Genomic DNA, 25,234 nt, shown 5'->3' on the forward strand with positions numbered 1-25,234 from the left:
TTCCTACCGAATCACTCAAGAAACGCATGATGGCTGAACCGATAAAAGCAATAAAAATACTGAACAATAGCCTGGTGTTATCTTCTGATGCAGATAACAACGAAATCATTGTTATGGGGAAAGGGATCGGCTTTAACAGCAAAACCGGCGATATTCTCGATCCGACTAAAATTGAGAAGACCTTTATTCTCAAGGATGGCACATCGCCACGCGAATTTGCTCGTCTGATTGAGCACGTCGGGGAGGAATATGTTCACATCGTGAATAAGATTATCGATGATGCGAACCGACAGCTTCATGGTCGCCTGAGCGAACAGGTCTTTTTTACGCTAATCGATCATATCAGCTTTGCGATTGAGCGCTATCGCAAAGGTATCAGCATACAAAACCGTCTGCTTTATGAAGTAAAACGGTTTTATCCGCAGGAGTTTGCGATTGCCTCGCGGGCGCTCAGCGACATTAACCAGCAAATGAATCTGGAATTACCCGAAGAGGAAGCCGGCAATATCGCGTTCCATTTGGTCAATGCCCAAACCGACGTCCAGAATATGGAGAACACGCTCCAGTCGGTTAAGATGCTGAAAGATATCTTTAATATTATTCAGTACAACTTTCATATCGTGATTGATAAAGAGTCGATTAACTACTCTCGTTTCCTGACGCATATGCAATTCTTTATTCAGCGTCTGTTGGAAAATAGCCTGATTCATTCAAATGATGACTTTATTTTTGAGCAGGTCACCAAAGAATATCCTGATGCGTATAAATGCAGCCGACTGATCAAAGACTATATTCACAACCTGCTCAACATCGACATTTCTAACGATGAAATGCTGTACCTGATTATTCATATCGTCCGTATCACTCCGGAACAATAAAGTACTCCTAATAGGCGTGCGCAATACCGCTATTGGGTTGGATTCCCGCTCAGCAGGATCATGGGTATATCGTCTAATTGCCTTTGCTTTGCAATATTTATCCTTTAGCCTTCTCGCGAGTAGCATGAATAACAAAATGGACGCTATCACATTGTTTATCATAATAAAAAACACATCACTTTGTTCCTGTCAGCAATAACTAAAGTAACAAAACAGCCCGCTTATAACTTATAACCTTTTTTTATTTGTCTTGTTTTACCCTGACGATTAAAAGAGAAAAGGTGTCAAAAAATGCCGTTTGGCAAATCACATACCGCACAAGCCCCTTTCTTTTAATAAGAAAAACGCATTTATTTTTCCATGTCTGATGAAGAAAGGCATGTTAGCTAACCTGGGTAAAGACAATGAAAAAACATCGGTTTGCCTTTCCATTACTTATGCTTGGCGTATTGCCGCCGGCCTTTTCTGCCGATCAAAATGTCCCGACCACTCGCACCTTTCAGGTTCAGTCCGATGCGGCCTTAAAAGCCAAAGTGCCAGAGGCTGTGCTGCAAAAAGGATTTATCGTGGCGGGAACCAACCCCAATACGCCACCAACCACCTTTTATCAGGAAGATAATAAAACGCTGGCGGGCCGAGAAATCGATGTCATGAATGCAATTGGTGACCGGCTGGGCGTACCGGTGAACTGGCACGATACCGGAGGGTTCGACAACATCATCCCTGGTCTCAAATCAGGCCGTTACGATGTTGCACTATCGAATATCAATGCAACGCCTAAGCGTCTTGAACAGATCGATTTCATCGGCTATTTCAACGCGTCAAAATTGGCCATCATTTCCCTTAAAGATGCTAACGTCGCTCCCTTTACTTCCCTCAGCGTGCTATGCGGTAAAGAAGTTGGCGCGGGAGCGGGTACCACTCAGCTACTGCGCTTGCAGGAAGCCGACAAGCAGTGTGTAGCAGAACAGAAAGACGCAATCAAAATCGCAATCTTCCCGGATCGCCCGTCTGGCGTACAGGCGGTAATCAGCGGACGCGTACCGCTATTCTTCGGCCCTTATGAAGGATTACGCTATCAGGTGAGTCAGGTGAAACGGCTAGCTATTAGTGGTGATATCGCCGTCAATGATGCGCCCGTCTCCATTGCGTTTCCTAAAGATTCCGCTCTGGAAGAAGCCGTTCAGGCCGCATTGAACTCACTGATTAAAGATGGCACATACCAGAAAATTTTAGATAAGTGGGATATCGGCTACGGCGCCGTCCCTGAGGCGAAACGTAACGCAGAGATCTTCGGATGAGTACGCCCTCGCCGCAGCAGGAACTACACATTGTTGCCAACCGACACTACGGGCGCTGGATCAGCGCCCTGCTGGTTCTGCTGCTGTTAGGCGCTATCGCCCATTCCGTACTGAACAACCCACGCTTTGAATGGCGGGTCGTTGTGGACAGTTTTACGGAAGACTCTATTCTTCAGGGCGTCATCATGACGCTGAAACTGACCGCCATTTCGGTAGTATTCGGCTTTGCAGGCGGCACAATACTGGCGCTGATGCGATTATCCAGCAACCCCGTGCTGGTCGCGGTCAGTTGGGGTTACACCTGGTTTTTCCGTGGCGTCCCGACGCTGGTGCAGCTGTTTCTCTGGTATAACATCGCAGCACTTTACCCGACGATTTCGCTCTCGCTGCCGTTTGTCGGCGAGCTTTTCAGCGTTTCTGGTAATACGCTCATCAGCCCGTTTAATGCTGCCGTACTGGCGCTGGTGATGCACCAGTCTGCTTATGCGGCGGAAATCGTTCGCGCAGGCATTCAAAGCGTCAATCCCGGTCAGTTAGAAGCAGCCCGAGCGCTGGGATATCGTAAACCGCAGATATTCTTCTACACCGTTCTGCCACAGGCGATGCGCGCCATCCTGCCTCCGGCGGGCAATGAGGTCATCGGTCAACTGAAAACCACAGCGGTGGTTTCCGTCATTTCGCTTCAGGATGTGCTGTATTCAGCACAGATTATTTATCAGCGAACCTATGAAGTCATCCCGCTGCTGCTGGTTGCCACCATCTGGTATCTGCTGCTGACTTCCGTGCTATCTGTCGGCCAATACTATGTTGAGCGCTATTTCAGCCGTTCCACGCTCAAACGCAACAAGCTAGGTAAAAGCCGTAAACCGCGCGCCGCAAGGTTTACCCAGCGTGCTCAGCCAGCGAACAGACCACAGCCCAGCGAATCGCCCAGCACCTGAATCGACAGATAATGACACATCGGCGGCTGACGAGCGGTGCAGCGATCTCAATGAATCATGAAGGAAATATCACTATGGGCGAAGCCATCACACTGCGGAACGTGCGTAAATCCCTGTCGGGAAACCTGATTTTAGATGATATCGATTTGCAGATGGATCCCGGATCGGTCACCGCGATTCTGGGGCCGTCCGGCGCGGGTAAATCAACGCTGCTGCGCTGTATTAACCATCTGGAAAAACTCGATGGCGGCACCATTTGTGTTGGCGACACGCTGGTCGGGTATCGGCAGAAAGGCCAGCGACTCTATGAATTAAGTGATAAACAAATCGCTGCCCAGCGCAGCAAAATGGGGATGGTATTTCAGCACTTTAACCTGTTCCCTCACCGCACTGTGCTGCAAAACGTGAGTGATGCCCCGCTGCGCGTCAAAAAACGCCCTCGGCAGGAGGTGCTCGATCAGGCATATTCGCTGCTGCGACAGGTTGGGCTGGTGGAAAAAGCCGAAGATTGGCCACATCAGCTTTCCGGCGGCCAACAGCAGCGCGTGGCAATTGCCCGCGCCCTCGCCATGAACCCGCAGGTGATGCTCTTTGATGAACCCACTTCCGCGCTAGACCCTGAGCTGGTGGGAGAAGTACTTCAGGTGATCAAAAAGTTGGCACATTCCGGTATCACGATGGTCATCGTCACACACGAAATCGGCTTCGCTCGTGAGATCGCCGATAACATCGTATTTATGGAAAACGGCAGAATTATCGAAACCGGCCCAGCCAGACAGGTTCTGGACGCGCCGCAAAACCGCCGCACGCAGGCCTTTTTCTCAACGGTGTTGTGATCGAGCGTAGGTGCCGTCAGTTATATCGCGTCTGGTTAGTGAACCCGTCGCATTTCTGAAGGCTTCATCGTATTTTTGAATAGTGTGTATTTTAAATGAATTAATCATTAGCTAATATCAGTCTCATAGAAAAGTTTTGGAAAATTTTTGTGGCAACGATTACAGATATCGCTCAAAAAGCTGGGGTGGCGGCCTCAACCGTTTCTCGCGTACTTAATAACGACCCCAGTCTGTCCATAACCAAAGAAAAGCGCCAACTCATCAAGAAAATTGCCCATGAGCTGGAATATTTATCGCCGACACAACGTAAGCAGCAGAAAAAAAGGTTAGAGAACTCGCTCGTTGTCCGCTCTCATTTCAAAATGGATAATGACAATTTATTAAATCTCGCCGTCGTCCACTTTCTTACGCCTTCAGAAGAACTCAACGACCCTTATTTCACCGCAATGCGTATTGGCATTGAAAACCGCTGCCACTATTTTAATATTTCGTTACGCAATCTATTCACCACAAATTTATCATCCAATAGCCATACGTTATCTCAGGCGCAGGCGATCATTTGCGTAGGTCACTTTAGCGATAACGATATCGCCTTAATTTATTCATTAAATAAAAACCTGATTTTTATCGACTCTGCCCCCCTCGATAAACAATGTGACGCCGTGCTTTTTGATCGGGAAGCGGCTGCACGCGAAGTATTACATTACATTGTGAATAGCGGCGCTCAGCGCCCCGCATTTATAGGGAACAATGAGAGTCGGCTGCATGTCTTTCAGGAGATAACGCAAAAACACGGTATCTACGACGAATCACGATGCAAGGTCAGTCAGTTATTCTGTATTGAGTCCGGCTATCAGGCGATGAATGAGTTGCTGCAACAAAAAGAGTGGCCTGATGTCGTGTTCGCGGCGACAGACATTATCGCTATTGGCGTGTACCGGGCGATTCAAGAGAAAGGTATTTCCATTCCTAGGCAAATAAAAGTGATTGGAATGAATGACATCCCCACAGCACAACACCTCAATCCCAGTTTGACCACAATGCGACTCTACCCCACTGAAATGGGCGAAGCCGCCGTCGATCTGTTTTTAGAGCTGGTGGCAGGACGCTATTATAAGAAACACGTACAGATTGGTTATGAGATGGTGTGGCGCGAAAGTTTCACACTCAACGATGCCCTTTTATAATACGTTCCCTTATCTTTCCTACCCTTACAAATATACCCTAAATAATTCGAGTTGCGTGAAGGCGGCAACCGAGCGAATCCCCAGGAGCTTACACAAGTAAGTGACTGGGGTGAGTAAGGGCAGCAAACGCACAAGCAGCTTGAAGTATGACGGGTATAAAGCGGCCACGTAAGCAAGCTACGCGGCCAGAGAGCATCAATTAGCGGTTATTTTCCACAGCTGATTCCATCCCCCATTATCATGCCATTGAATACCGGATGCCCCGTTCTCTGTTGAACGGCTGTTAACATCCAAAAGCTTCCCACTATTCCTATTCATGATTTTATAATAGCCATCGCCAGCATCCAAAATCAGCCATTGCTGGCTAAAATGGCCGGTGTTATACATTTGGAGAATTTGCGCACCATCCTCATTGGCACTGAAATTAACATCAATGTACTTTCCGCTATTCACATTCACCAGATTGAAGTAACCATTGCCAATCGCGTTAAAATAAAAACGCTGGCTGTCCCAGTTACTGTCACTGTATTGTTCAACCCATGCGCCATCTTCGCGCGAGCCGCTCACGACATTAAGCGATTTACCACTCTGTCGATTAGCGATCTTATAGCGGGTTCCGTTGATAAAATTGATTTGTGATTCGGCAAACGCGTCCAGTGCTCGGGTAAATTGCAATACATTGGTTGAAACTTGCGTCGTCGCGCCTAACGCGTAGCCATCCGGCAACACCTTTGCATTACCCGCAGGTTCCCAATAAAAAACCCCGATCCCTTTATTTCCCGGCACCGCTTTAACAAGATTAATCGTATCCCTAATCGTCCAGTAACTGTCTGTCGGGTTAGTTTCCAAGCCACCGACTTCAACGACCATGACTTCCTTACCATACCGGCTCGCCATATCGTTGAGGTTGCTCGCCAGTGCGCCAGTGAGCTCCCAATAATTTTTTCCTTCCCAGTAGGGATAGAATGAAAAGCCAATCACATCGGTTTTCCCACCGTGCGTGGTGAGGAAATTGTCAAAAAACCAGCGAGCGTTTGAATTATTATTCCCATGCGCCAGATGGCTGATCACCTTAGAAGAAGGGCTGACCGCTTTAACCGCATCATAGCCCGCATTCAGTAGCTGCGTTAAATTGGCAAACCGGCTTGTACTGCCTTCCGGGAGTAAAATTCCCGGGTTCATTTCGTTACCAACCTGCACCCATTCCGGCGTCACGCCTGCGGATATCAACGCAGTCATCACCTCATGAGTGTGATTATAAACGGCCGTCGTTAATTGACTCAGATTGTAGTTAGCCCACGCGGCTGGCTTTATTTGATGACCCGGATCTGCAAAGACATCACTGTAGTGGAAATCCACCATGACGCGCATTCCCATCGCTTTGGCGCGCTGCGCGGCATCCACCACGCGGGTTTTATCCGTATAGCCAAGCATCGTCCAGGTCGTATTATCTTTATGCCATAGCGCACTGGGGTCGGGATTAACGAAAATGCGTAACCGTACAGCGTTTATGCCGTGATCGCGCAATATCTGTAATACATCGCGCGGTGTTCCTGCATCATCACGCCAGGTTACCCCTCGATCTTCCAATTGCTTTACCCAGCCAATATCCGCGCCATAAGCAAACGGCTGCGCCGCTTTCGCCAGATTGGCTGACATGAACCCTATAAACAGCATTAACAATACAGAGATGATTCCTGAATAATTATTCTTTTTCATTCATTTCTCCTTGAGGCGATGCTCTTAAATGGTATTTATCACGTAACGATCTGGGACAGAATAAAAACACAAGGCTATATATTTATAAAAAAAAGGCACTATTTATAAAAGTGAATGTCATTTAATAGAATAAGCAGCCAACATGAATATGACAGGCTGCTCAATTAACTCGCTGACTTTTGCTATTTATTCGTGGTTAATTAATCCGTTTTCCATTTTCATCAAAAAAGTGTAGATGTTCACTACGGCACGTCAGCGGAATCGTTGAGTAAGGCACAATACTATTGTCCCCCGACAAATGGACCTTGAAATTATTAACGCCAGAATACGCACCAAAGATATAGGTCGCATTACCCAACCTTTCAGTGACCTCACTATTGATCGACAAGCTGACGTCCCCGCCATTCGGGTCAATACTCAGGTGTTCAGGGCGAATACCCACGGTAATTTTCTGATCGGCGCACAATCCGTGGTTAGCAAGATTAACGGAAAGTGTATTGAGCTTATTGATCAGGATACTCACGTTATTCCCTTCAACCTGTAGCACTTCGCCAGGTAGAAAGTTCATATTCGGCGAACCGATAAAACCAGCGACAAAAAGATTTTCTGGCTTATGGTAGAGCGCCATCGGTGTCCCAACCTGTTCAATATATCCCTTGTTTAACACCACAATTTTATCCGCCAGCGTCATCGCCTCCACTTGATCGTGCGTCACATAAACCATGGTGTTACGCATTTCCTGATGAAGCCGGGCGATCTGTAAACGCATTTCCACGCGTAATTCGGCGTCGAGGTTCGATAAGGGCTCATCGAATAAGAACACTTTAGGATCGCGCACAATTGCCCGCCCAATCGCAACGCGCTGACGCTGACCGCCAGACAGTTGTTTCGGTGTGCGGTCTAACAAGGCTTCTAGCTGGAGCGTCATCGCGGCCTTGCGCACCATTTTTTCGACTTCAGCTTTGGGGTGCCCGTTCATTCTCAGCCCAAATCCCATATTTTCAGCAACCGTCATATGTGGGTACAGCGCATAAGACTGGAACACCATCGCAATCCCCCGCTCTGCGGGATCGAAATGGTTAACTAAACGGTTATCAATATGAATTTCGCCATCCGTGATCTCTTCCAGTCCAGCGATCATTCTCAGCAATGTCGATTTACCACACCCCGACGGGCCGACGAATACCACAAATTCGCCTGAATTAATCTCAAGATTAATACGATGGATTGTTTCAGTCTTATCGTAACGCTTCACTATATTTTTTAGTAAAATATCAGCCATGTTGAACCTCAAACTTAATTTGCCATTGCACGCGCATTACTTCACTGCGCCCGTCATACTTGCGATAAATTGCTTTTGCATGGCGAAGAAGATAAGTAAGCTAGGAAGAGTAGAGATGACTGTTCCTACCATAATAAGCCCGAAGTCTGGAGAATAGGCAGAAGCAAAGCTGGATAACACCAGATTAATCGTCTTTAATTCATTAGACTGGAGGACAATAAGCGGCCAGAGAAAGGCATTCCATGACGTCATAAACACAATGATAAACGCAGCGGAATAACTGGCTCGCATAATCGGTACGTAGACATACAGAAAAATTTTCCACTCCGCGACGCTTTCCACGCGTGCAGCGTCGATCAACTCTCTCGGAAACGTTTTCGTACATTGCCTAAAGTAGAAAATAATAAATGCGCCTGCCACCGTCGGCATGACGACGGCAAAATGCGTATCCAGTAAGCCAGCCTTACCAAACATGGTGAAAAGCGGGATCATTAATGCCGCAAACGGGATCATCATCGTCGTTAATAGCGCAACATAGACACGCTCACGATTCTTACTGGAATAAATCTCAAAGGCATAACCCGCGATAGAGCACACCACCAGCGTCGATACCGTGCTGATCAACGCAATTTTTGAGGTATTCCAAAATACCAATGCCAGATCCACCTGACTCGTCAGATTGGTAAAGTTGACCAATAGCTGATCGCCAAACGTGAATTTACCCATATTGATTTGGCTGGTGCTATTCGTGCTCGATACCACCATCCAATAGAATGGGAAAAGCGAGAAAATGCTCATCAGCACAAGAAAAATATGCATCAGCATGCTGTTAATTTTACTTTTTCTCATATTATCCCTTCCGTGCTGCTTTAAACTGAATCAGCGCAAGTATTGCTGAAAAAACAACAATCACGTATGAAACCGTTGCCGCATAGCCAAAGTTCGGCACAAACTTGAATGACAAATTATAAATATAAAGCGATAACGTCAGCGTCGCATTGGCCGGACCACCATTCGTGATATTCATGACTTCATCAAACAGCTGTAATGTGCCAATAGTTGATGTCACACTGGTAAAAAGAATAACCGGTTTTAATAAGGGGATGGTGATGAAAAAAAACTGCTTAATTGGGCTGACACCATCAACTCTAGCCGCCTCATAAATTGACTTATCAATATTTTGCATAGCAGAAAGATAAAATATCATGTTATATCCCGTCCAACGCCAGGTGATTGCGATAATAACCGTCACCTTGGCCCAGAAAGGATCGGATAGCCACGGAATGGGATCGTCAATGACATGAATAAACAGCAAGAATGAGTTAATGACACCATCCAGTTCAAACATACTCTTAAAGAGAATAGAGTAGGCCACCAGCGATGTCACACAAGGCAAAAAGATGGCAATTCTGAACCATTGGCGATATTTAAGCTGAGATGAATTCAGGCAAGAAGAAATCGCTAATGATAGAAAAATCATAATAGGCACCTGGATAACCAAAAAGGTTAATGTGTTCCAAAGCGCCGTTTTGAACATAGGATCGCTGAATAAACGAATGATATTTCCCAGGCCAACAAATTGTGTCACCACACCACGGCCAGACTGAAAAGAGAGCCAAAGTGATTTGAAAATAGGGTATATCGTCATTAAGGCAATCAACCCAACAGCCGTCGCGACAAAAGCCCAGCCGTTGATGTTATAAAGCCTATTCATTTTAGGTTTATACATCATTATCACACCATCGATTTCTTGAGAGAAATACTTGAGGGCTTGCCGCCCCCAAGCTCACACTCGCTACTGCATAATCTGATTTTTTAATGTGGCTTCGGCGCGTTTTAAAACGTCATCAACAGAATCGCCTTTCAGTAATGCAGGTATTTCAGCAGCAATGGCGTTATCAACTTCCTGGGTATACATACCGTAGGAAACCTGTGGAATTTCAGTCACCCATTTAGAGAAATCAGCAAACACGGGCTGACCACCAAAGAACGGATCCTTTACTGCATAAGCAGGGCCGGACGTGGCGGGAAGGAAGGTGGCAAGCGCACCGCGATCAACCAAAAGGGTCTGATACATATTGCTATCTGCCGCAAAGGTTTTCTGCAAAAACTCAATCGCCTGTTTAGTATTTTTGCCACCTTTTAAGACATACCAGCTCGATCCCCCCTGATTGGAAGCATGTACTGCTTTGTCGAGATTTAACCGTGGGATCGGCGCAACACGCCATTTTCCTTTCTGATCTTCGGCACTTTTAATGGAGCCAATCACCCATACGCCGGAAACCACACTCGCTGATTTCCCAGCGTTAAAACTCCCCACAAAACTCGACCAGCCAGAGATAGGTCGCACAATTTTCGCATCGTTAATCGCTTTAATCGTTTTTAACGTTTCTTTCAGTGCATCGTTTTTGGTGAGATTAAGTTGTCCTTGATTATCGAAGAACCATTCTCCACCAGACTGCATCATAATATGGGGAAGAACCACATCGTTCATATCGTAGGTCAGCATATCAACACCGGTTTTCGCTTTTACCTGCTTGCCGATCTCAATATATTTATCCCAGGTAATATTCACCACATCGCTCTCTTTATATCCGGCAGCTTCCAGATAATCGAGTCGATAGAACATTCCTGCCACGCCGGAATCAAAAGGAACACCGTATACCTTATCCCCTACCGTCATCACTTTCGTTTTATAAGGTGCAAACTGGCTATAATCGATGGCGTCTTGTAACGGGATAAACGAATCAGGATAAGCCTGAAGATATTTCTGAGCGTTATAATCCTCAATAAGCACAATATCAGGAAGCGAGTTTTTAACCCCTGAAGCCAACATAGTATTTAATTTCTGCTCAATATCTTCTTTACCTGAGTCGATCACTTTCAGACTAAAACTTGGATCGGCTTTTTTATATATCGACGATGCCTCATGCATTGCCGCGACATTGAAGTTAGGATCCCAGGCCCACACGGTGACTTCAGCAGCCAGGCTGTGACTCGATAAGCCCAGCGTGAGGAATGAAACTGCAAATAGGGTAGATACTTTATTCTTGATCTTCATCAGAGCAGTCCTTCTTTACTTTTTGTAAAGAGAGAATATGAGTTACTGCATAATGAAGCAACGAGTTACACCGCTTACATTCTTTCATCCGGTGATACGGGTCACACAACAGGGAGAAAAATGACGAAATATTCGATCTAAATACAAAAAATTTAGGAAAAATTTCCCCCCATAAAGTCCATGCAAGCCCATAAAAATGATAAAAACAAAACCCAAAACCATCATAACTCATTGAAAATAAAACAAAAAATAACAGAATAAAAAGGTTAATCAGCTCATATTAACCATAATCACACCGTCACCGTGGAATTACGCAAAAATGAAAGCGTTACCACACAAAATCAAGCGGCACATGGGATACCCGTGTGCCGCAAAACATGTCTATGCCTTGGCAAACCAGCCGCGGATGATTGCGTGCTGTAGCAGCATAATGGTCTTACCGTCTTTAATCCGGCCATCGTTCATCATCGCAACGGCTTCGCTGAACGGTAGCTCCAACACCTCGATATCTTCATCGTCCACACCGCCGCCCTCATTATCCCGCAGCGACTCATCGTATTCAGCGGCGAAGAAGTGCACGCGTTCCGTCACGCTGCCCGGCGACATGTAGGCATAGAACAGCTTTTCCACATCGCCGATCGCATAGCCAGTTTCTTCGATTGCTTCGTTACGGATACACTCTTCGGGCGAATGGTCGTCCAGCAAACCCGCGCAGGTTTCCAGCAGCATGCCGCTTTCGTTGCCGTTGACGTAGGTGGGAATACGGAATTGTCGTGTCAGAATCACCGTGCCTTTCGCCCGGTTGTACAGCAGAATCGTCGCGCCATCACCACGGTCATAAACCTCACGAACCTGGCGAACGACGCCGCCATTATTTCTTTTTAAATCAAATGTATATTTGTTCAGAATATACCAATTATCGGATAGCAGCTTCTTTTCGACGATATCAATGGGAGACGACATGCAAACACCTCGATGCTCGATGACTGAAGGGATTTTTCGGTGATAACGCTTCGTTACAATCGTTTTCATTATAACGGTGCAGATTCATCATATCCCCTTTTAGCCCCTGCATAAACGGGCAGTGCAACGTAAGCCAAACGGAAACATCTCGTTCAATAAACGCTAACCGCATGATTTATATAATGTGAAATCCTCGGTAATCCGACCTCCCCTTCCATCCGGTATGCGTGCATCGTCTATACTGAATCTTCAGTAACTCACGTTCCGGGAAGTCGCTGCGTTTTCGTCGCCCTATAACCACCGTCAATTCGTCATAACGCGCTTATCGCAACCGCCTTCCATGATTCACGCGGATTCAATACCGCATCACTTCTCCAACAACATCATCGAGGTAGATAACATGAGCCATTTCATTTTCTCTTCACCTAGAAAATATGTTCAGGGTCGCGGCGTGCTGGATGAGCTAGGCGAGCAACTTAAGCCGCTGGGGACGAAAGCGTTTCTGATGGCGGACAGCACGGTGTGGGACATCATCGGCCAGCGCGTCGATGCCTCACTCAAACAGGCGAGCATCGGCCATCATTACGAGCGCTTCAACGGTGAGGCTTCCAGCAACGAAATTACCCGTCTTGCCAAGCTGGCGCGTGATGCGGGCACAAACATCGTTGTCGGATTAGGGGGAGGCAAAACGCTGGATACGGCAAAAGCCGTCGCCGATGAGCTAAAACACAACGTCGCTATCGTCCCGACCGTGGCCTCAACGGATGCACCGTGCAGCGCGCTGTCCGTCATCTATACCGATGACGGCGTATTTGAATCCTACCGCTTTTACAATAAGAACCCCGATCTGGTGCTGGTCGATACCGCCGTGTGTGCGCAGGCACCCGCGCGTCTGTTCGCCTCCGGCATTGCCGATGGCCTGGCCACGTTTGTCGAAGCACAGGCCGTTCAGCGCACTCACGCCCTCTCCATGGTGGGCGGTAAACCCACGCTGGCGGGCATGGCCATTGCCGAAACCTGCGAAACAACGCTGCTAACCTACGGCTACAGCGCCTATAAAGCCGTGGAAAAAGGCGTGGTCACACCGGCGGTAGAATCCGTGGTTGAGGCCAACACGCTGCTTTCCGGTCTGGGATTTGAGAACGGCGGTCTGGCGGGCGCTCACGCCATCCACAACGGCTTTACCGCGATCAAAGGCGATATCCACCACCTCACGCACGGAGAAAAAGTTGCCTACGGCACGTTAACGCATATGGTGCTGGAACAGCGGCCTGATGAGGAAATCGCCCACTACATCCGCTTCTACCGCGCCATCAACATGCCGACCCTGCTAAAAGATCTGCATCTGGAAAATGAGCCGTTCGAGAATCTGATCAAAGTGGGTGAGCTGGCGTGCAGCGACGCCGATACGTTGAAAAATCTGGACAGTAAGTTAACGGCCGAAGACGTCGCCCACGCGATCGTTGCCGTCGACGCGTTCAGTAAAACCATCGCTTAACCGCAGCCGCGGTAAAAGAGCTCGACTCCCGCAAGATCGGTCCAGTGGAGTCGGGTTCGATATATCCGATGCGCGCTTCTCCCCGTCGCTGTCCTGCCAAAAGCGTTCTCTCTGCGTCACCAACCTACTCATTACTATTCACTTTCATTTGACGAGAAAACGGGCAGGATAACGACATATTCTCTCAACTCTGAGCCATCGAATGACGGAACGTCCTCGCCATATCGCCCTATCGGATACGCTGATTCTTGCTCTTTTCGGGACGATGGTACTGGCGTTAGGAATGGGGCTTGGGCGCTTTTTGTATACGCCGATGCTGCCTGTGATGCTGGAGGAAGGTCGCTTCACCTTCGGCCAACTGTCCTATATTGCCAGCGCGAACTACGCCGGTTATCTGTTCGGTAGCCTGTTTTTCTCTTTCAGCCGTCGCGCTTCAACCACTCAACCGGTGTTCCTGCTGTTTAGCGCTGCTGCCGCAACCGGTGTTTTGCTCTTCGCAATGGCTCTGACCACCGATACGACGCTGGTCATGATCGTTCGCTTCCTTGCCGGGATCGCCAGTGCGGCGATGATGATCTTCGGCTCTTTGACTATTTTGCACCACACAAGGCATTCTCGCGTTATCGCCTCGCTCTATGCTGGGGTTGGCGTGGGGATCGTGTTGGGCAATGAATACATCATCATCGGACGGCATTACGCCCTCACCGCCGAGCCATTGTGGTGGGGTGCGGCTTTGATCGCCGTATTACTTCTGCTCGCCTTACTCATTCTTTCACCGCATAAATCCACCGTTGCACAGCAGCCGATGGTCAATGCTGATGAACCGCCTCAGCTTGGCTGGCGACGGCTCGTGCTGCTGTACGGCCTCGCGGGCTTCGGGTATATCATCATCGCCACTTATCTGCCGTTGATGGTGACCACACTGGACATGCCGCGTTTATCCCTGCATTTATGGTCGCTGGTTGGGCTGGCGGTGATTCCTGGCTGTTTTTTCTGGCTATCGGCCGCCAGCCGCTGGGGAACGTTACCCTGCCTGACGGCGAACCTGCTCATTCAGGGAAGCTGCGTCCTGCTGACGCTGCTCAGCCACTCTCCCGTGGCATTGATATTCAGCTGTATCGGCTTTGGTGCTACTTTTATGGGAACGACCTCGCTGGTGATGCCGTTAGCCAAGCGGCTACGCGCACCGCACGGTATCAACCTGCTTGGGCTGGTGACGCTCACTTACGGCATCGGTCAGATTCTTGGCCCACTGCTCACCAGCATCCTGACGAATACCAACGCTGTTGCGCCAGCGATCCTGTGTAGCGCAGCAGCACTTTTCATCGCGGCAGGGCTCTGTTTTCCCTACCGTCGGCTACAATCCTAATCTCGGAGAACCCATGCCATACGTCAACATCAAAATCACCAATGAAGGCGTCACCGCTGAACAAAAACGTCAATTGATTGAGGGCGTGACCCAGCTACTGGTCGATGTGCTAAACAAAAACCCCAAAACCACCGTAGTGGTGATTGATGAGGTCGAAACGGACAACTGGGGAATCGGCGGCGTGCCAGTGACAGAGTTGAGGAAGGCCAGCAAGTAAGAAAGCGAGTGATAAAGAGTGGAAAGGTGCCACGCTATTCTGACGTAATAATCGGTGGCACCCGTTTTATATCCCCAACATCGTATCAATCAGCAGATACATATTGAGAGAAACTACCAGCACGACAATCAGTTGCCCGATGCGCTGTACCCATTTGCCATTGACCATCGTCCCCATCAGGTCACGGTTTCCGGTGAAGGACAGCAAGGGAACCAGCGCCAGCGCAATGCCGAAGCTCAGCACCACCTGACTCAGCACCAGCACCCGCGTCGGATCCATACCGGACAGGATCACGATAAACGACGGCAGCATCGTCACGGTGCGGCGCACCCAAAGTGGGATATGAAAGCGCACGAATCCCTGCATCACCACCTGACCCGCCAGCGTGCCAACGACGGTAGAGGACAGGCCAGCAGCTACCAGGCTCAGACCGAAAATGACCGCAGCGGCTTTACCTAATAACGGCTCCAGCGTGAGGTAGGCTTTATCCAGATCGGCAATATCCTGATTACCACTGAAATGGAACGCCGCCGCTGCCGTCGCCATCATGGCCAGATTGACGAACCCAGCGATGGTCATCGCAATCGCGACATCGACTTTCGTCGCCGAATAACGCTCGGCACGGGTATGGCTACCTTCATGCTGTGTCAGGGAAGAGTGCAGGTAAATCACATGCGGCATAATGGTCGCCCCCAACACGCCTGCGGCCAGCAGCACGGCATCGGACGTTGGCAGACTCGGAATCGCCATACCTTTGGCTAACGCGGACAGCTCAGGCTGAGAGAAGACCAATTCAACAATATACGCCGCCGCAACAAACAGCAGCAGACCGCCGATGACCATCTCCAGCGGCTTCTGCCCGCGCTGTTGCAGCATTAAAATCAGGAAGGTTGCAATAGCAGTGAGGATCGCGCCTTCCAACAGCGACACGCCCAAGAGCAGTTTGAAACCAATCGCCGCACCGATAAATTCGGCCAGATCGGTCGCCATCGCAATAATTTCGGCCTGCACCCAATACGCCCAAACGGCCGGACGCGGAAAGCGATCGCGAATATGTTCCGCCAGGTTCTTACCCGTTGCGATCCCCAATTTGGCGGACAGCAATTGAATCAGCATCGCCATCAGGTTCGCCCACACCACTACCCACAGCAGCGTATAGCCATAGGCCGCGCCGGACTGGATGTTAGTGGCAAAGTTACCCGGATCGATATAACCAATCGCCGCGATAAACGCCGGCCCCATCAGAGAAAGTTTGACCTTCCTTGATGTGCGGCTTGTTGACTCAATAGCACGGCTACCCGGCATAGTATGACCCTTCTAACACTGGTGTTATATTACTCTCACAAAAACGATAATGATTATCAAGTGCATTTAGAGTGGTAATACCAATTCTTTTGATAGCTAATGATGATGAGTCATTCAAAACCTAAAAAACATCTTTTTTATCAAACAAATCTTAACAAGATATAAACAAAAAACCCCATGCGGTAGGCACGGGGTTTGGAATGAAGATACGTTGCAAATGATGGTGCGTAGAAAGCAAATAGCACGTAAAAGCAGAAAGAATCAGTCTTGTGCTTTTGATACCGCGACCATCGCCGGACGTAGCAAACGACCGTTCAGCGTATAGCCTTTTTGCATGACCATCATGACATGGTTCGGCTGGTGATCGGCCGAAGGTAGCATCGTCATTGCCTGATGCACTTCTGGGTTAAACGGTACGCCTACATCACCCACAACCTCGATGCCAAACTTGCGTACAGCATCCAGCAACGATTTCAGCGTCAGTTCAACACCTTCAATCATCGCGGCCAGTGATTCGTTGGATTTATCCGCCGTATCCAGCGCACGTTCCAGGTTATCGATAACTGGCAGCATTTCGCTGGCAAATTTCTCTACCGCAAATTTATGCGCTTTCTCGACATCCATTTCCGCACGGCGGCGAATGTTATCGGCTTCAGCACGGACGCGAAGCATATTGTCACGTTCACGCTGTTGCAGTTCGCTCAACTGGGCTTCCAGCTCGGCGATGCGCGCATCACGCGGGTCAGCTACGTCTGCCGTCTCTGGCGCGGCATCCGCTTGCTGCCCTTTTGCTGCTTCCTTTTGATCCAGGACTTGCTCGTCAGGCGTTTTCTGTTCTTTACTACTCATGAAATTCTCCGCGGTTTAGCATTAATCTCGCTAGTTGCTTATTATGGGGATCAAAATCGGGGATTCAAGGGAACCAGTCATATATTGGTTCCAGCCGCTGCCGATACACCACGCTGAGGACAAAAAACAGCAATGAACACACCGCTTACAATGAACAGGCCGTTTAATTGTATTGGCATTGTCGGCCATCCGCGCCACCCAACGGCGCTAGCCACGCATGAGATGCTTTATCACTGGCTCACCGACAAAGGTTACTCGGTTCTGATCGAGCAACAGATCGCCCGCGAACTGAATCTGAAAGACGCACCGACAGCGAGCCTTGCCGACATCGGCCAGCAGGCAGATTTAGCTGTTGTTGTTGGCGGTGACGGCAACATGCTCGGCGCGGCGCGCGTGCTGTCGCGCTATGACATCAAGGTGATCGGTGTGAACCGTGGCAACCTCGGTTTTCTGACCGATCTCGACCCTGATCAGGCGCAGCAGCAGCTTTCTGACGTTCTCGACGGCCATTATTTGAGCGAACAGCGTTTCATGTTGGAAGCGCACGTTTGCCGCGCAAACCAGCAGGACAGCATCAGTACCGCCATTAACGAAGTGGTGCTTCACCCCGGAAAAGTCGCACATATGATTGAATTTGAAGTCTATATTGACGACAAATTCGCCTTTTCCCAGCGTTCAGACGGCCTGATTATCGCCACGCCTACCGGCTCGACCGCCTATTCCCTTTCCGCTGGCGGCCCAATTCTGACACCGTCGCTGGATGCGATTGCGCTGGTGCCCATGTTCCCACACACGCTGTCTGCCCGCCCGCTGGTCATCAACAGCAGCAGCACGATTCGGCTGAAATTTTCCTGCATTACCAACGATCTGGAAATCAGCTGCGACAGCCAGATTGCACTACCGGTACAGGAAGGCGAAGAAGTCCTCATTCGCCGCAGCGAACATTACCTGAATCTAATTCACCCCAAAAATTACAGCTATTTCAATACACTAAGTTCAAAACTCGGCTGGTCAAAAAAATTATTCTAAAATTTCGCCAGCTACTTTACTGTATATAAAATCAGTTTATACTGTATGTAATCACATGTGATTACATACAGAGGTTTATCATGCTGGCGCAACTCACTATCAGTAACTTCGCCATCGTGCGCGAGTTAGAAATCGATTTTCAGTCAGGAATGAGCGTAATTACCGGGGAAACCGGTGCGGGGAAATCCATTGCGATTGATGCTCTCGGTTTATGTCTGGGAAATCGTTCTGACGCCAGCATGGTCAGACCGGGCGCTGCCCGCGCCGACATTTGTGCCCGCTTTGCGCTGGCGGATACCCCGACGGCACGTCAGTGGCTGGAAGAAAACCAGTTGGATGACAGCAACGAGTGTCTGCTACGCCGCGTCATTAGCGCTGATGGTCGTTCACGCGGCTTTATTAACGGCACCGCCGTGCCGCTGTCTCAACTGCGTGAACTCGGCCAACACCTGATTCAGGTACATGGTCAGCATGCTCATCAGCTCCTGCTGCGCCCCGATCATCAAAAACACCTGCTGGATGCCTATGCTGATGAACCGAAACTGCTGGTTGCTATGCAGCAGGTTTGGCATCAGTGGCACCAAAGCTGCCGTGCGCTGGCGCAGCTGCAACAGGCGGCCATTGAGCGCGAGGCTCGCCGGGAACTGCTGCAATACCAATTAAAAGAGCTGAATGAATTCGCCCCACAGCCCGGCGAATACGAACAGATTGACGTTGAATATAAGCGTCTGGCGAATAGCGGCCAGCTACTGACAATGAGCCAACAGGCTATGCAACTGCTGAGTGAAGATGAAGAGCAGAACATCATCAGTATGCTGCACAGCGTAAAGCATCAGCTTGGCGAACTCATCAGCATGGATGACAAACTGTCTGGCGTGCTGTCCATGCTCGAAGAAGCAGGTATTCAACTTAGCGAAGCCAGCGATGAACTGCGCCACTACAGCGAACAAATGGATCTCGACCCGATTCGACTGTATGAACTGGAACAACGCCTGTCGCGTCAGCTCGCGATGGCACGCAAGCATCATGTTGCTCCAGAAGCGCTCCCAGCGTTCCATCAGCAGCTATTGGAAGAACAGCAACAGCTGGAGCAGCAGGAAAGCGATCATGACGCGCTTAGCGCTTCCGTCGGCGAATATCATCAGCAGGCGTTGCATATTGCAGAACAGCTGCACGTGCGCCGTCAGCACCATGCCAGCGAACTGGCTCAGCTCATCACCACCAATATGCGTGAACTGGCAATGCCACACGGCCACTTCACCATTGATGTGAAATTTACGCCAGACAACCTGACAGCCACCGGTGCCGACAGTATCGAATTCCGCGTGACCACGAACCCGGGCCAGCCGCATCAGACGCTGGCAAAAGTGGCCTCGGGCGGTGAGCTATCACGTATCGCACTGATTATTCAGGTGATCACTGCACAGAAAATGGATACGCCAGCGATGATCTTCGATGAGGTCGATGTGGGTATTAGCGGACCAACCGCCGCCATCGTCGGCAGAATGCTGCGCCAGCTCGGCGAATCTACGCAGGTGATGTGCGTGACGCACCTGCCGCAGGTCGCGGGCTGCGGTCACCAGCACTTCTTCGTGAGCAAACAAACGGACGGTGCAGAAACGGAAACGCTGATGCAGCCGTTGGATAAACGTGCTCGGCTACAAGAATTGGCACGTCTCTTGGGCGGCAGCGCCGTCACCAAAAATACGCTGGCAAATGCCAAAGAACTGCTGGCCGCCTAAAATCCACAGCCGACAAGGGCGAGAAAGGTGCATCACGGGTAAAAAAGCTCAACTTTTTTACCTTCCTGAGGTCATACAATCGCCTTGCAGGTTTCCAAGTCCTGCAAGGTCTATTATCATCGGCAACCTATGCCCTTAAGGAATGTAATCACTATGCGCTGTAAAACGCTGACTGTCGTCGCCGCGGTGGTTGTTATGCTGACTGCCGGTTGTTCCACACTGGAAAAGGTGGTCTATCGGCCGGACATCAATCAGGGAAACTATCTGGCACCGGCTGACGTTGCGAAAATTCACACCGGCATGACCAAACAACAGGTCGCTTATACGCTGGGTACTCCTATGATGCAGGATCCGTTTGGCAGCGATACCTGGTTTTACGTCTTCCGCCAGCAGCCTGGCCATGAATCGGTAAAACAGCAGACATTGACGCTGACCTTCAGCGGCAGTGGCGTGTTAACCAACATCAACAACAAACCTGCGCTGAATTAATGCTTTCAATGCCGTTCGGCTGAATCAGGATGAACGATTCTGGCAGCCAGAGGCGGCACGTTAAGACGAAGCCCGCAATGGGCAGAGTACTTGAAGGAAGCCAACGCACACGCGGCTTGATGTATGACGGGTATAACAGCAGGCAAATCTGAACACTTCAGGTTTGCCTGTGTTTTTTTGTAAGGGCATTTCGATAAGGATGCTCAGGAAAACGTCATGTGCCGCTCAATAACATCGATCAGGATTTGCTCTTAGCACGCTCTGCGCGCTGACGACGTAGTTCTTTCGGATCGGCAATCAGCGGACGATAAATTTCCACACGGTCACCATCCTGCAACACATCGGCTAGCTTCGCTGCACGGCTGTAAATACCGACTTTATTCACCTGCAAATCGATATCATGGCGCAGTTCCAGCAGGCCCGATGCCACAATCGCCTGCTCAACCGTACTGCCCTCTTCCAGCTTCACCGTGCGTAGATACTGGCGTTCCGGCAACGCGTAGACCACATCAACCTGCATTGCGGACACTGTAGACCTCTTTTGCTCGCTGCGTGAAAGCCTGCACCATATTTCCTGCCAGCTCCTTGAATACTTTGCCAAAAGCGAGTTCAATCAAGGCATTGGTGAATTCAAATTCCAGATGCAGCTCGACTTTACAGGCATCAGCGCTCAGCGGCGTAAAATGCCAGTCGCCACCCAGTTGACGGAACGGGCCATCGACCAGTTGCATATTGATGTTCTGGTTGTGTATCAGCGTATTACGCGTGGTAAAGGTCTTGCTGATGCCGGCTTTGGAAACATCTACGGCGGCGGTCATCTCCCCTTCTGAGGAAGAGAGCACGCGGCTCCCCGTACAGCCCGGTAAAAACGCGGAGTAGGAAGCGACATCATTCACCAGCTTGTACATCTGTTCAGCGCTGAACGGCACCAGTGCGGAACGACTTATCTTTGGCATACTATTTTCCGTGATTCATAAAACGCGCAAAATAATAGCACTGATAGCCCGACAGACAAAAATTCTGCGAAGCTTATCGCACGATATCATTAACCACGACACGGACGCACAGCGGGGATTTCATTCCCAATGACATCCAGTATAATGGCGGCACTATGACAAAGAAAAAAGCATACAAACCCGGTTCCGCCACCATTGCGCAGAACAAGCGCGCCCGTCACGAATACTCCATTGAGGAAGAATTTGAGGCTGGCCTTGCGCTGCAAGGATGGGAAGTCAAATCACTGCGCGCAGGCAAAGCAAACCTCAGCGACAGCTATGTCACCTTCATGAACGGTGAAGCTTACCTGTTTGGCGCAACGATCACGCCACTTAATGTGGCTTCATCACACGTCGTGTGCGATCCCATACGCACGCGCAAACTCCTGCTCAACAAACGCGAGCTAGATTCACTGTTCGGCCGCGTCAGTCGTGAAGGCTACACGGTCGTCGCGCTGTCCATGTATTGGAAAAATGCCTGGAGCAAAGTCAAAATCGGCGTGGCGAAAGGTAAAAAAGATCACGACAAACGTGATGACATCAAAGAACGTGAATGGAAGTTAGACAAAGCCCGTATCATGAAGAACGCCAATCGTTAAGCCACTGGCTTAACAACGGTAAGTTCTGGTATACTGGCGATAGTTTCTTGGGGGCTGATTCTGGATTCGACGGGATTTGCAAAGCCCAAGGTGCATGCCGAGGGGCGGTTTGCCTCGTAAAAAGCCGCAAAAAAATAGTCGCAAACGACGAAAACTACGCTTTAGCAGCTTAATAACCTGCTTATAGCCCTCTCTCCCTAGCCTCCGCTCTTAGGACGGGGATCAAGAGAGGTCAAACCCAAAAGAGATCGTGTGGATGCCTTGCCTGGGGTTGAAGCACTAAATCTAATCAGGCTAGTTTGTTAGTGGCGTGTCTATTCGCAGCTGGCAAGCGAATGTAAAGATAGACTAAGCATGTAGTACCGACGGTAGAGTAGTTCCGGACGGGGGTTCAAATCCCCCCAGCTCCACCAATTTAGATTCCGGTTATTACCAGATAAGGCCGGAAACGTGAAAAAGCCGCTAACCGCAAGGTTCAGCGGCTTTTTTATGTCTGGCGTTTATCTGTTTATTTTGGTTTCACACTCTCTTTTGTTTATGAGTATTCAGCCTATCTTTTAAGTTGTATCTTTTATATACTAATCGTACGGCAATTTGCCGGAATTATGTATGTGAGGTAACGATGCCTACAACCGCAAGACTGGAAGCGCGCATCCCTTCGGAACTCCACGCATTGATCAAACATGCCGCCGAGTTACAGGGCCGCACAATGACGGATTTTATTATCACAGCAACGCAGGAAGCTGCGAAAAGAGCCGTGGAAGAAACCGCTCTCCTGAAACTGGCAATAGAAGACCAAAAGCAATTTGCTGACTCGCTACTGTCTGAATCGCCAGTTTCCCCCGCATTATTAGGCGCAATGAAAAGGCGTAAAGCGCTGGGAAAATAAAAATGAGTTTATTGACCTACACGCTACTTGCCAAAAGCCATAACAAGAAAGACTTTAATTGCGGCGTTCCTGAGTTAAATACTTATCTACAAAAATATGCTGGGCAGGACAGCCGGGAGCGCTTTACTAAATGTTATGTTGCCATTGATGAAAACAATAACGTAGCAGGCTTTTATACGCTGTCTTCCAGTGCAATCGATATCAGTGGCCTACCCGACACGATTACCAAAAAACTCCCACGCTATCCCTCTGTTCCTGCTGCATTACTTGGCCGCCTTGCCGTTGATTCTCAATTTGCGGGAAAAGGCATAGGTGGTTCATTACTCGTTGATGCGATCCTCAATGTATCGCGCTCGACGACGGGAATATGGGCTTTGCATGTCGATGCCAAAGATCAGGCAGCGAAAAGTTTTTATCTGAAGTATGGGTTTGTTGCCTTTCAACGTAAGCCTAATTCGCTCTATCTTCCCATCACTAATACCCTGTTAAAAGAATTAGCCACATTTGAACTGTCCTGATAAGCACTTAATTTGAAAATGACATAAACAGAGATGCAGGGACTACTGAATATCATATGGCCATAACGAACCGAATGACATTCGGTTCGCTACCTCAGGCGATTAGTCCTGCCATTTCTCAATAATGATGTTCACTGTTCCGGAATTATCCGTACGTTGCCAATCCTGAAGATATAAGCCAAATCCTCCGGTTTGCGGAAACGCATGAATAATCGCAGGGGCTTTCAGTCCATCATCATTTAAACCGTAATAGCTCACCGCCGCCGTCTTGTCAGCAGTGCTGGTGCGATCGTATACCATCAATGCAGCTGACTTTGAACGTGTATTTCCGGCCTGCCCTGCGGCATAATCAATACCAACAGAATCCGGATCAATACGAAAACGATAGACACCCGATGCCACCGTGGTTTCGGTGAAAACTCTCCCGCCAGGGATAGTATTGAGATGCCCTTCCAATGTTACAGTTTTATAGGGTTTCCAGTCGGCCATCGCCGAGCAGGATGCCATCAGGGAAGCCGTGACCATCAAAACCTTCGTGATCTTTTTCATAATTCAATATCCTTCTGAATAAATTAATTAGCTCTATATTGTTGCGTTACCACTCTATTATCATAAGCAATTGAATACAATAGTTTATTTACTAATAAATTGCGCATAGGCCAATAAGCCATAACAAGTAACCGAATTGATTCTTTAAGCCATCAAGTCATGTAAAATACCAACAAAACACGCTGTTGATGCAGGTCATGGATAGATGCACCGTCTTTATAAAAAAGCGATAACTTATTTATTGTCGAAGGGTTTTCTCGTTACTCTCCTCGTCTTATCCATCATGCTATCTATTTTCTGGTACATGCTTTGGGCCTCGCAGCTGTCGCGTCGCACGATACTGATCGAGACACTCCCTGACTTTACTATCTACCTTACCTTTGGGATCGTTCTGGGGCTTATCTTTGCTGGCCGTGCGCTCTACTCTCGATCGGTAAAGAAGAAACTCAAGCACACGCTCGAAATGTTCCTGTATGGCTTTGTGTTAGGATTTCTTTCCATCGTGAATATTTTTGACGTGTACGTTTATCTGTTCCCCGATAACGTGATTAATTACACATCCGATTATGAGATTGTTTTTCCTGGGCCATCCACAGGTAAAAGTAGTCGTTGCGAAGCTGGCATATGGGTTAAAGATGTCCATACTGGGCAATTTAAACAGTTATGTACCAACAGAGAAATGCTGTTTAAAAAAAGAAGGCAAGGAATGGATGCGTTATGGATCACCGCGCGAGTCAATGAACTCGGTACGTATATTGTCGATTATCGGTTTACCTACAAGTAGCGCTCACCTTCAAGGTCGCCAATTCCAGCGTATTATTGGCACATTTAGTAAGGTTAATAGATTAAAATACCGGAAACTCGCTCAGGTCGGTTTTCGGTATGCAATGAACATCAGCACCCCGCCAAAATGAAATCATCCACTGGAATGTATTTCCTGTTTACACGTTTAGACATCACCGATAGCGCAATTTTACATCACGAAAGCAAATAATAACAATTTGTTATAATTTCAAGT

At 48.8% G+C, this 25,234-nt stretch carries 26 protein-coding genes and 1 other RNA gene; 16 read left to right on the forward strand and 11 right to left on the reverse strand.

Annotated features, from left to right (window positions below; genetic code table 11):
• Positions 1 to 29 precede the first annotated feature (29 nt).
• The 5 genes from licT (at position 30) to QWJ20_RS06750 (ending at position 5,143) form a co-directional block, all read left to right on the forward strand.
• Positions 30 to 878 carry a BglG family transcription antiterminator LicT gene (licT, locus tag QWJ20_RS06730; protein ID WP_249683114.1) on the forward strand — a complete coding sequence of 283 codons (849 nt, stop codon included), beginning with the start codon at positions 30 to 32 and terminating at the stop codon, positions 876 to 878.
• 404 nt (positions 879 to 1,282) lie between these two features.
• Positions 1,283 to 2,179, forward strand: coding sequence for an ABC transporter substrate-binding protein (locus QWJ20_RS06735; RefSeq protein ID WP_095701693.1), 897 nt, complete (start codon positions 1,283 to 1,285; stop codon positions 2,177 to 2,179).
• The gene (locus tag QWJ20_RS06740) at positions 2,176 to 3,120 is read left to right on the forward strand and encodes an amino acid ABC transporter permease (protein ID WP_433992141.1); all 945 of its coding nucleotides are present in this window, start codon (positions 2,176 to 2,178) and stop codon (positions 3,118 to 3,120) included. The genes QWJ20_RS06735 and QWJ20_RS06740 overlap by 4 nt, the downstream gene beginning before the upstream one ends.
• A 74-nt stretch (positions 3,121 to 3,194) precedes the next feature.
• Positions 3,195 to 3,956 (forward strand): amino acid ABC transporter ATP-binding protein, encoded by a 762-nt coding sequence (locus QWJ20_RS06745; protein WP_433992142.1) that lies wholly within the window; start codon positions 3,195 to 3,197, stop codon positions 3,954 to 3,956.
• Between the two features lie 149 nt (positions 3,957 to 4,105).
• Complete coding sequence (locus tag QWJ20_RS06750) at positions 4,106 to 5,143, forward strand: LacI family DNA-binding transcriptional regulator (protein WP_433992143.1); 1,038 nt, start codon at positions 4,106 to 4,108, stop codon at positions 5,141 to 5,143.
• Positions 5,144 to 5,338: 195 nt separating this feature from the next.
• Here QWJ20_RS06750 and QWJ20_RS06755 read toward each other — a convergent pair whose 3' ends face one another.
• The 6 genes from QWJ20_RS06755 to nudK all read right to left on the reverse strand — a co-directional run bounded on the left by QWJ20_RS06755 (position 5,339) and on the right by nudK (position 12,168).
• The gene (locus tag QWJ20_RS06755) at positions 5,339 to 6,862 is read right to left on the reverse strand and encodes a glycosyl hydrolase 53 family protein (protein ID WP_249715497.1); all 1,524 of its coding nucleotides are present in this window, start codon (positions 6,860 to 6,862) and stop codon (positions 5,339 to 5,341) included.
• A gap of 196 nt (positions 6,863 to 7,058) precedes the next feature.
• Positions 7,059 to 8,144 carry an ABC transporter ATP-binding protein gene (locus QWJ20_RS06760; RefSeq protein ID WP_277512993.1) on the reverse strand — a complete coding sequence of 362 codons (1,086 nt, stop codon included), beginning with the start codon at positions 8,142 to 8,144 and terminating at the stop codon, positions 7,059 to 7,061.
• Between the two features lie 36 nt (positions 8,145 to 8,180).
• Entirely contained in the window at positions 8,181 to 8,993 is an 813-nt protein-coding gene (locus QWJ20_RS06765; RefSeq protein ID WP_039274968.1) for a carbohydrate ABC transporter permease, read from the reverse strand.
• Between the two features lies 1 nt (position 8,994).
• A complete protein-coding gene (locus QWJ20_RS06770) occupies positions 8,995 to 9,876 on the reverse strand; it encodes a carbohydrate ABC transporter permease (RefSeq protein ID WP_039485057.1) in 882 nt (293 codons plus the stop codon).
• A gap of 63 nt (positions 9,877 to 9,939) precedes the next feature.
• Entirely contained in the window at positions 9,940 to 11,205 is a 1,266-nt protein-coding gene (locus tag QWJ20_RS06775) for an ABC transporter substrate-binding protein (RefSeq protein ID WP_433992144.1), read from the reverse strand.
• Between the two features lie 381 nt (positions 11,206 to 11,586).
• Positions 11,587 to 12,168 carry a GDP-mannose pyrophosphatase NudK gene (gene nudK / locus QWJ20_RS06780; RefSeq protein ID WP_095701687.1) on the reverse strand — a complete coding sequence of 194 codons (582 nt, stop codon included), beginning with the start codon at positions 12,166 to 12,168 and terminating at the stop codon, positions 11,587 to 11,589.
• Positions 12,169 to 12,568: 400 nt separating this feature from the next.
• Here nudK and QWJ20_RS06785 point away from each other — a divergent pair, with 400 nt between their 5' ends.
• The 3 genes from QWJ20_RS06785 (at position 12,569) to QWJ20_RS06795 (ending at position 15,252) form a co-directional block, all read left to right on the forward strand.
• Positions 12,569 to 13,666 carry a glycerol dehydrogenase gene (locus QWJ20_RS06785; protein ID WP_109410808.1) on the forward strand — a complete coding sequence of 366 codons (1,098 nt, stop codon included), beginning with the start codon at positions 12,569 to 12,571 and terminating at the stop codon, positions 13,664 to 13,666.
• 202 nt (positions 13,667 to 13,868) lie between these two features.
• A complete protein-coding gene (locus QWJ20_RS06790) occupies positions 13,869 to 15,035 on the forward strand; it encodes an MFS transporter (protein ID WP_433992145.1) in 1,167 nt (388 codons plus the stop codon).
• A gap of 13 nt (positions 15,036 to 15,048) precedes the next feature.
• Positions 15,049 to 15,252 (forward strand): 2-hydroxymuconate tautomerase family protein, encoded by a 204-nt coding sequence (locus QWJ20_RS06795; RefSeq protein ID WP_010282462.1) that lies wholly within the window; start codon positions 15,049 to 15,051, stop codon positions 15,250 to 15,252.
• A 66-nt stretch (positions 15,253 to 15,318) separates the two neighbouring features.
• Here QWJ20_RS06795 and QWJ20_RS06800 read toward each other — a convergent pair whose 3' ends face one another.
• Together QWJ20_RS06800 and grpE are read right to left on the reverse strand one after the other, a co-directional pair.
• On the reverse strand, positions 15,319 to 16,557 hold the full coding sequence (locus tag QWJ20_RS06800) for an Nramp family divalent metal transporter (protein WP_433992146.1): 1,239 nt from the start codon (positions 16,555 to 16,557) through the stop codon (positions 15,319 to 15,321).
• Positions 16,558 to 16,818: 261 nt separating this feature from the next.
• Positions 16,819 to 17,406 (reverse strand): nucleotide exchange factor GrpE, encoded by a 588-nt coding sequence (gene grpE / locus QWJ20_RS06805; RefSeq protein WP_095993741.1) that lies wholly within the window; start codon positions 17,404 to 17,406, stop codon positions 16,819 to 16,821.
• A 150-nt stretch (positions 17,407 to 17,556) separates the two neighbouring features.
• Here grpE and nadK point away from each other — a divergent pair, with 150 nt between their 5' ends.
• From nadK to bamE, 3 genes are all read left to right on the forward strand, one after another.
• The gene (gene nadK, locus QWJ20_RS06810; protein WP_010282445.1) at positions 17,557 to 18,435 is read left to right on the forward strand and encodes an NAD(+) kinase; all 879 of its coding nucleotides are present in this window, start codon (positions 17,557 to 17,559) and stop codon (positions 18,433 to 18,435) included.
• Between the two features lie 80 nt (positions 18,436 to 18,515).
• A complete protein-coding gene (gene recN, locus QWJ20_RS06815) occupies positions 18,516 to 20,177 on the forward strand; it encodes a DNA repair protein RecN (RefSeq protein WP_433992147.1) in 1,662 nt (553 codons plus the stop codon).
• A gap of 153 nt (positions 20,178 to 20,330) precedes the next feature.
• A complete protein-coding gene (bamE, locus tag QWJ20_RS06820; RefSeq protein ID WP_039355545.1) occupies positions 20,331 to 20,666 on the forward strand; it encodes an outer membrane protein assembly factor BamE in 336 nt (111 codons plus the stop codon).
• Positions 20,667 to 20,904: 238 nt separating this feature from the next.
• Here the strand turns inward: bamE and QWJ20_RS06825 are convergent, their stop codons facing one another.
• Both QWJ20_RS06825 and QWJ20_RS06830 read right to left on the reverse strand, forming a co-directional pair.
• Positions 20,905 to 21,186 (reverse strand): RnfH family protein, encoded by a 282-nt coding sequence (locus QWJ20_RS06825; RefSeq protein WP_264084350.1) that lies wholly within the window; start codon positions 21,184 to 21,186, stop codon positions 20,905 to 20,907.
• Positions 21,176 to 21,622 (reverse strand): type II toxin-antitoxin system RatA family toxin, encoded by a 447-nt coding sequence (locus QWJ20_RS06830; protein ID WP_433992148.1) that lies wholly within the window; start codon positions 21,620 to 21,622, stop codon positions 21,176 to 21,178. The genes QWJ20_RS06825 and QWJ20_RS06830 overlap by 11 nt, the downstream gene beginning before the upstream one ends.
• A 155-nt stretch (positions 21,623 to 21,777) precedes the next feature.
• On the opposite strand from QWJ20_RS06830, the gene smpB reads away from it, so the two are divergent.
• From smpB to QWJ20_RS06850, 4 genes are all read left to right on the forward strand, one after another.
• Positions 21,778 to 22,260: an SsrA-binding protein SmpB gene (gene smpB / locus QWJ20_RS06835; RefSeq protein WP_095701677.1), complete on the forward strand. Its 483-nt coding sequence runs from the start codon at positions 21,778 to 21,780 to the stop codon at positions 22,258 to 22,260.
• A gap of 50 nt (positions 22,261 to 22,310) precedes the next feature.
• Positions 22,311 to 22,673: a transfer-messenger RNA gene (ssrA, locus tag QWJ20_RS06840) on the forward strand.
• Between the two features lie 209 nt (positions 22,674 to 22,882).
• Positions 22,883 to 23,149: a DUF1778 domain-containing protein gene (locus QWJ20_RS06845; RefSeq protein ID WP_109410799.1), complete on the forward strand. Its 267-nt coding sequence runs from the start codon at positions 22,883 to 22,885 to the stop codon at positions 23,147 to 23,149.
• Between the two features lie 2 nt (positions 23,150 to 23,151).
• Complete coding sequence (locus tag QWJ20_RS06850; RefSeq protein WP_433992149.1) at positions 23,152 to 23,667, forward strand: GNAT family N-acetyltransferase; 516 nt, start codon at positions 23,152 to 23,154, stop codon at positions 23,665 to 23,667.
• A gap of 102 nt (positions 23,668 to 23,769) precedes the next feature.
• Here the strand turns inward: QWJ20_RS06850 and QWJ20_RS06855 are convergent, their stop codons facing one another.
• Positions 23,770 to 24,216 carry a hypothetical protein gene (locus QWJ20_RS06855; RefSeq protein WP_095701672.1) on the reverse strand — a complete coding sequence of 149 codons (447 nt, stop codon included), beginning with the start codon at positions 24,214 to 24,216 and terminating at the stop codon, positions 23,770 to 23,772.
• Between the two features lie 205 nt (positions 24,217 to 24,421).
• On the opposite strand from QWJ20_RS06855, the gene QWJ20_RS06860 reads away from it, so the two are divergent.
• Positions 24,422 to 25,000: a hypothetical protein gene (locus tag QWJ20_RS06860; RefSeq protein WP_219680597.1), complete on the forward strand. Its 579-nt coding sequence runs from the start codon at positions 24,422 to 24,424 to the stop codon at positions 24,998 to 25,000.
• The last annotated feature ends 234 nt before the right edge of the window (positions 25,001 to 25,234 follow it).

The organism is Pectobacterium sp. S5, assembly GCF_051707265.1.
Classification (GTDB): Bacteria; Pseudomonadota; Gammaproteobacteria; order Enterobacterales; family Enterobacteriaceae; genus Pectobacterium; species Pectobacterium polare.

Coding starts and splice junctions, on each gene's coding strand:
- QWJ20_RS06775 (WP_433992144.1), bottom strand. CDS start 11,205: ATGAAGATCAAGAATAAAGTATCTACCCTATTTGCAGTTTCATTCCTC.
- recN (WP_433992147.1), top strand. CDS start 18,516: ATGCTGGCGCAACTCACTATCAGTAACTTCGCCATCGTGCGCGAGTTA.
- QWJ20_RS06790 (WP_433992145.1), top strand. CDS start 13,869: ATGACGGAACGTCCTCGCCATATCGCCCTATCGGATACGCTGATTCTT.
- grpE (WP_095993741.1), bottom strand. CDS start 17,406: ATGAGTAGTAAAGAACAGAAAACGCCTGACGAGCAAGTCCTGGATCAA.
- QWJ20_RS06860 (WP_219680597.1), top strand. CDS start 24,422: ATGCACCGTCTTTATAAAAAAGCGATAACTTATTTATTGTCGAAGGGT.
- bamE (WP_039355545.1), top strand. CDS start 20,331: ATGCGCTGTAAAACGCTGACTGTCGTCGCCGCGGTGGTTGTTATGCTG.
- QWJ20_RS06765 (WP_039274968.1), bottom strand. CDS start 8,993: ATGAGAAAAAGTAAAATTAACAGCATGCTGATGCATATTTTTCTTGTG.
- nadK (WP_010282445.1), top strand. CDS start 17,557: ATGAACAGGCCGTTTAATTGTATTGGCATTGTCGGCCATCCGCGCCAC.
- QWJ20_RS06850 (WP_433992149.1), top strand. CDS start 23,152: ATGAGTTTATTGACCTACACGCTACTTGCCAAAAGCCATAACAAGAAA.
- licT (WP_249683114.1), top strand. CDS start 30: ATGGCTGAACCGATAAAAGCAATAAAAATACTGAACAATAGCCTGGTG.
- QWJ20_RS06760 (WP_277512993.1), bottom strand. CDS start 8,144: ATGGCTGATATTTTACTAAAAAATATAGTGAAGCGTTACGATAAGACT.
- QWJ20_RS06785 (WP_109410808.1), top strand. CDS start 12,569: ATGAGCCATTTCATTTTCTCTTCACCTAGAAAATATGTTCAGGGTCGC.
- nudK (WP_095701687.1), bottom strand. CDS start 12,168: ATGTCGTCTCCCATTGATATCGTCGAAAAGAAGCTGCTATCCGATAAT.
- QWJ20_RS06745 (WP_433992142.1), top strand. CDS start 3,195: ATGGGCGAAGCCATCACACTGCGGAACGTGCGTAAATCCCTGTCGGGA.
- QWJ20_RS06740 (WP_433992141.1), top strand. CDS start 2,176: ATGAGTACGCCCTCGCCGCAGCAGGAACTACACATTGTTGCCAACCGA.
- QWJ20_RS06845 (WP_109410799.1), top strand. CDS start 22,883: ATGCCTACAACCGCAAGACTGGAAGCGCGCATCCCTTCGGAACTCCAC.
- QWJ20_RS06825 (WP_264084350.1), bottom strand. CDS start 21,186: ATGCAGGTTGATGTGGTCTACGCGTTGCCGGAACGCCAGTATCTACGC.
- QWJ20_RS06770 (WP_039485057.1), bottom strand. CDS start 9,876: ATGATGTATAAACCTAAAATGAATAGGCTTTATAACATCAACGGCTGG.
- QWJ20_RS06800 (WP_433992146.1), bottom strand. CDS start 16,557: ATGCCGGGTAGCCGTGCTATTGAGTCAACAAGCCGCACATCAAGGAAG.
- QWJ20_RS06755 (WP_249715497.1), bottom strand. CDS start 6,862: ATGAAAAAGAATAATTATTCAGGAATCATCTCTGTATTGTTAATGCTG.
- QWJ20_RS06735 (WP_095701693.1), top strand. CDS start 1,283: ATGAAAAAACATCGGTTTGCCTTTCCATTACTTATGCTTGGCGTATTG.
- QWJ20_RS06795 (WP_010282462.1), top strand. CDS start 15,049: ATGCCATACGTCAACATCAAAATCACCAATGAAGGCGTCACCGCTGAA.
- QWJ20_RS06855 (WP_095701672.1), bottom strand. CDS start 24,216: ATGAAAAAGATCACGAAGGTTTTGATGGTCACGGCTTCCCTGATGGCA.
- smpB (WP_095701677.1), top strand. CDS start 21,778: ATGACAAAGAAAAAAGCATACAAACCCGGTTCCGCCACCATTGCGCAG.
- QWJ20_RS06830 (WP_433992148.1), bottom strand. CDS start 21,622: ATGCCAAAGATAAGTCGTTCCGCACTGGTGCCGTTCAGCGCTGAACAG.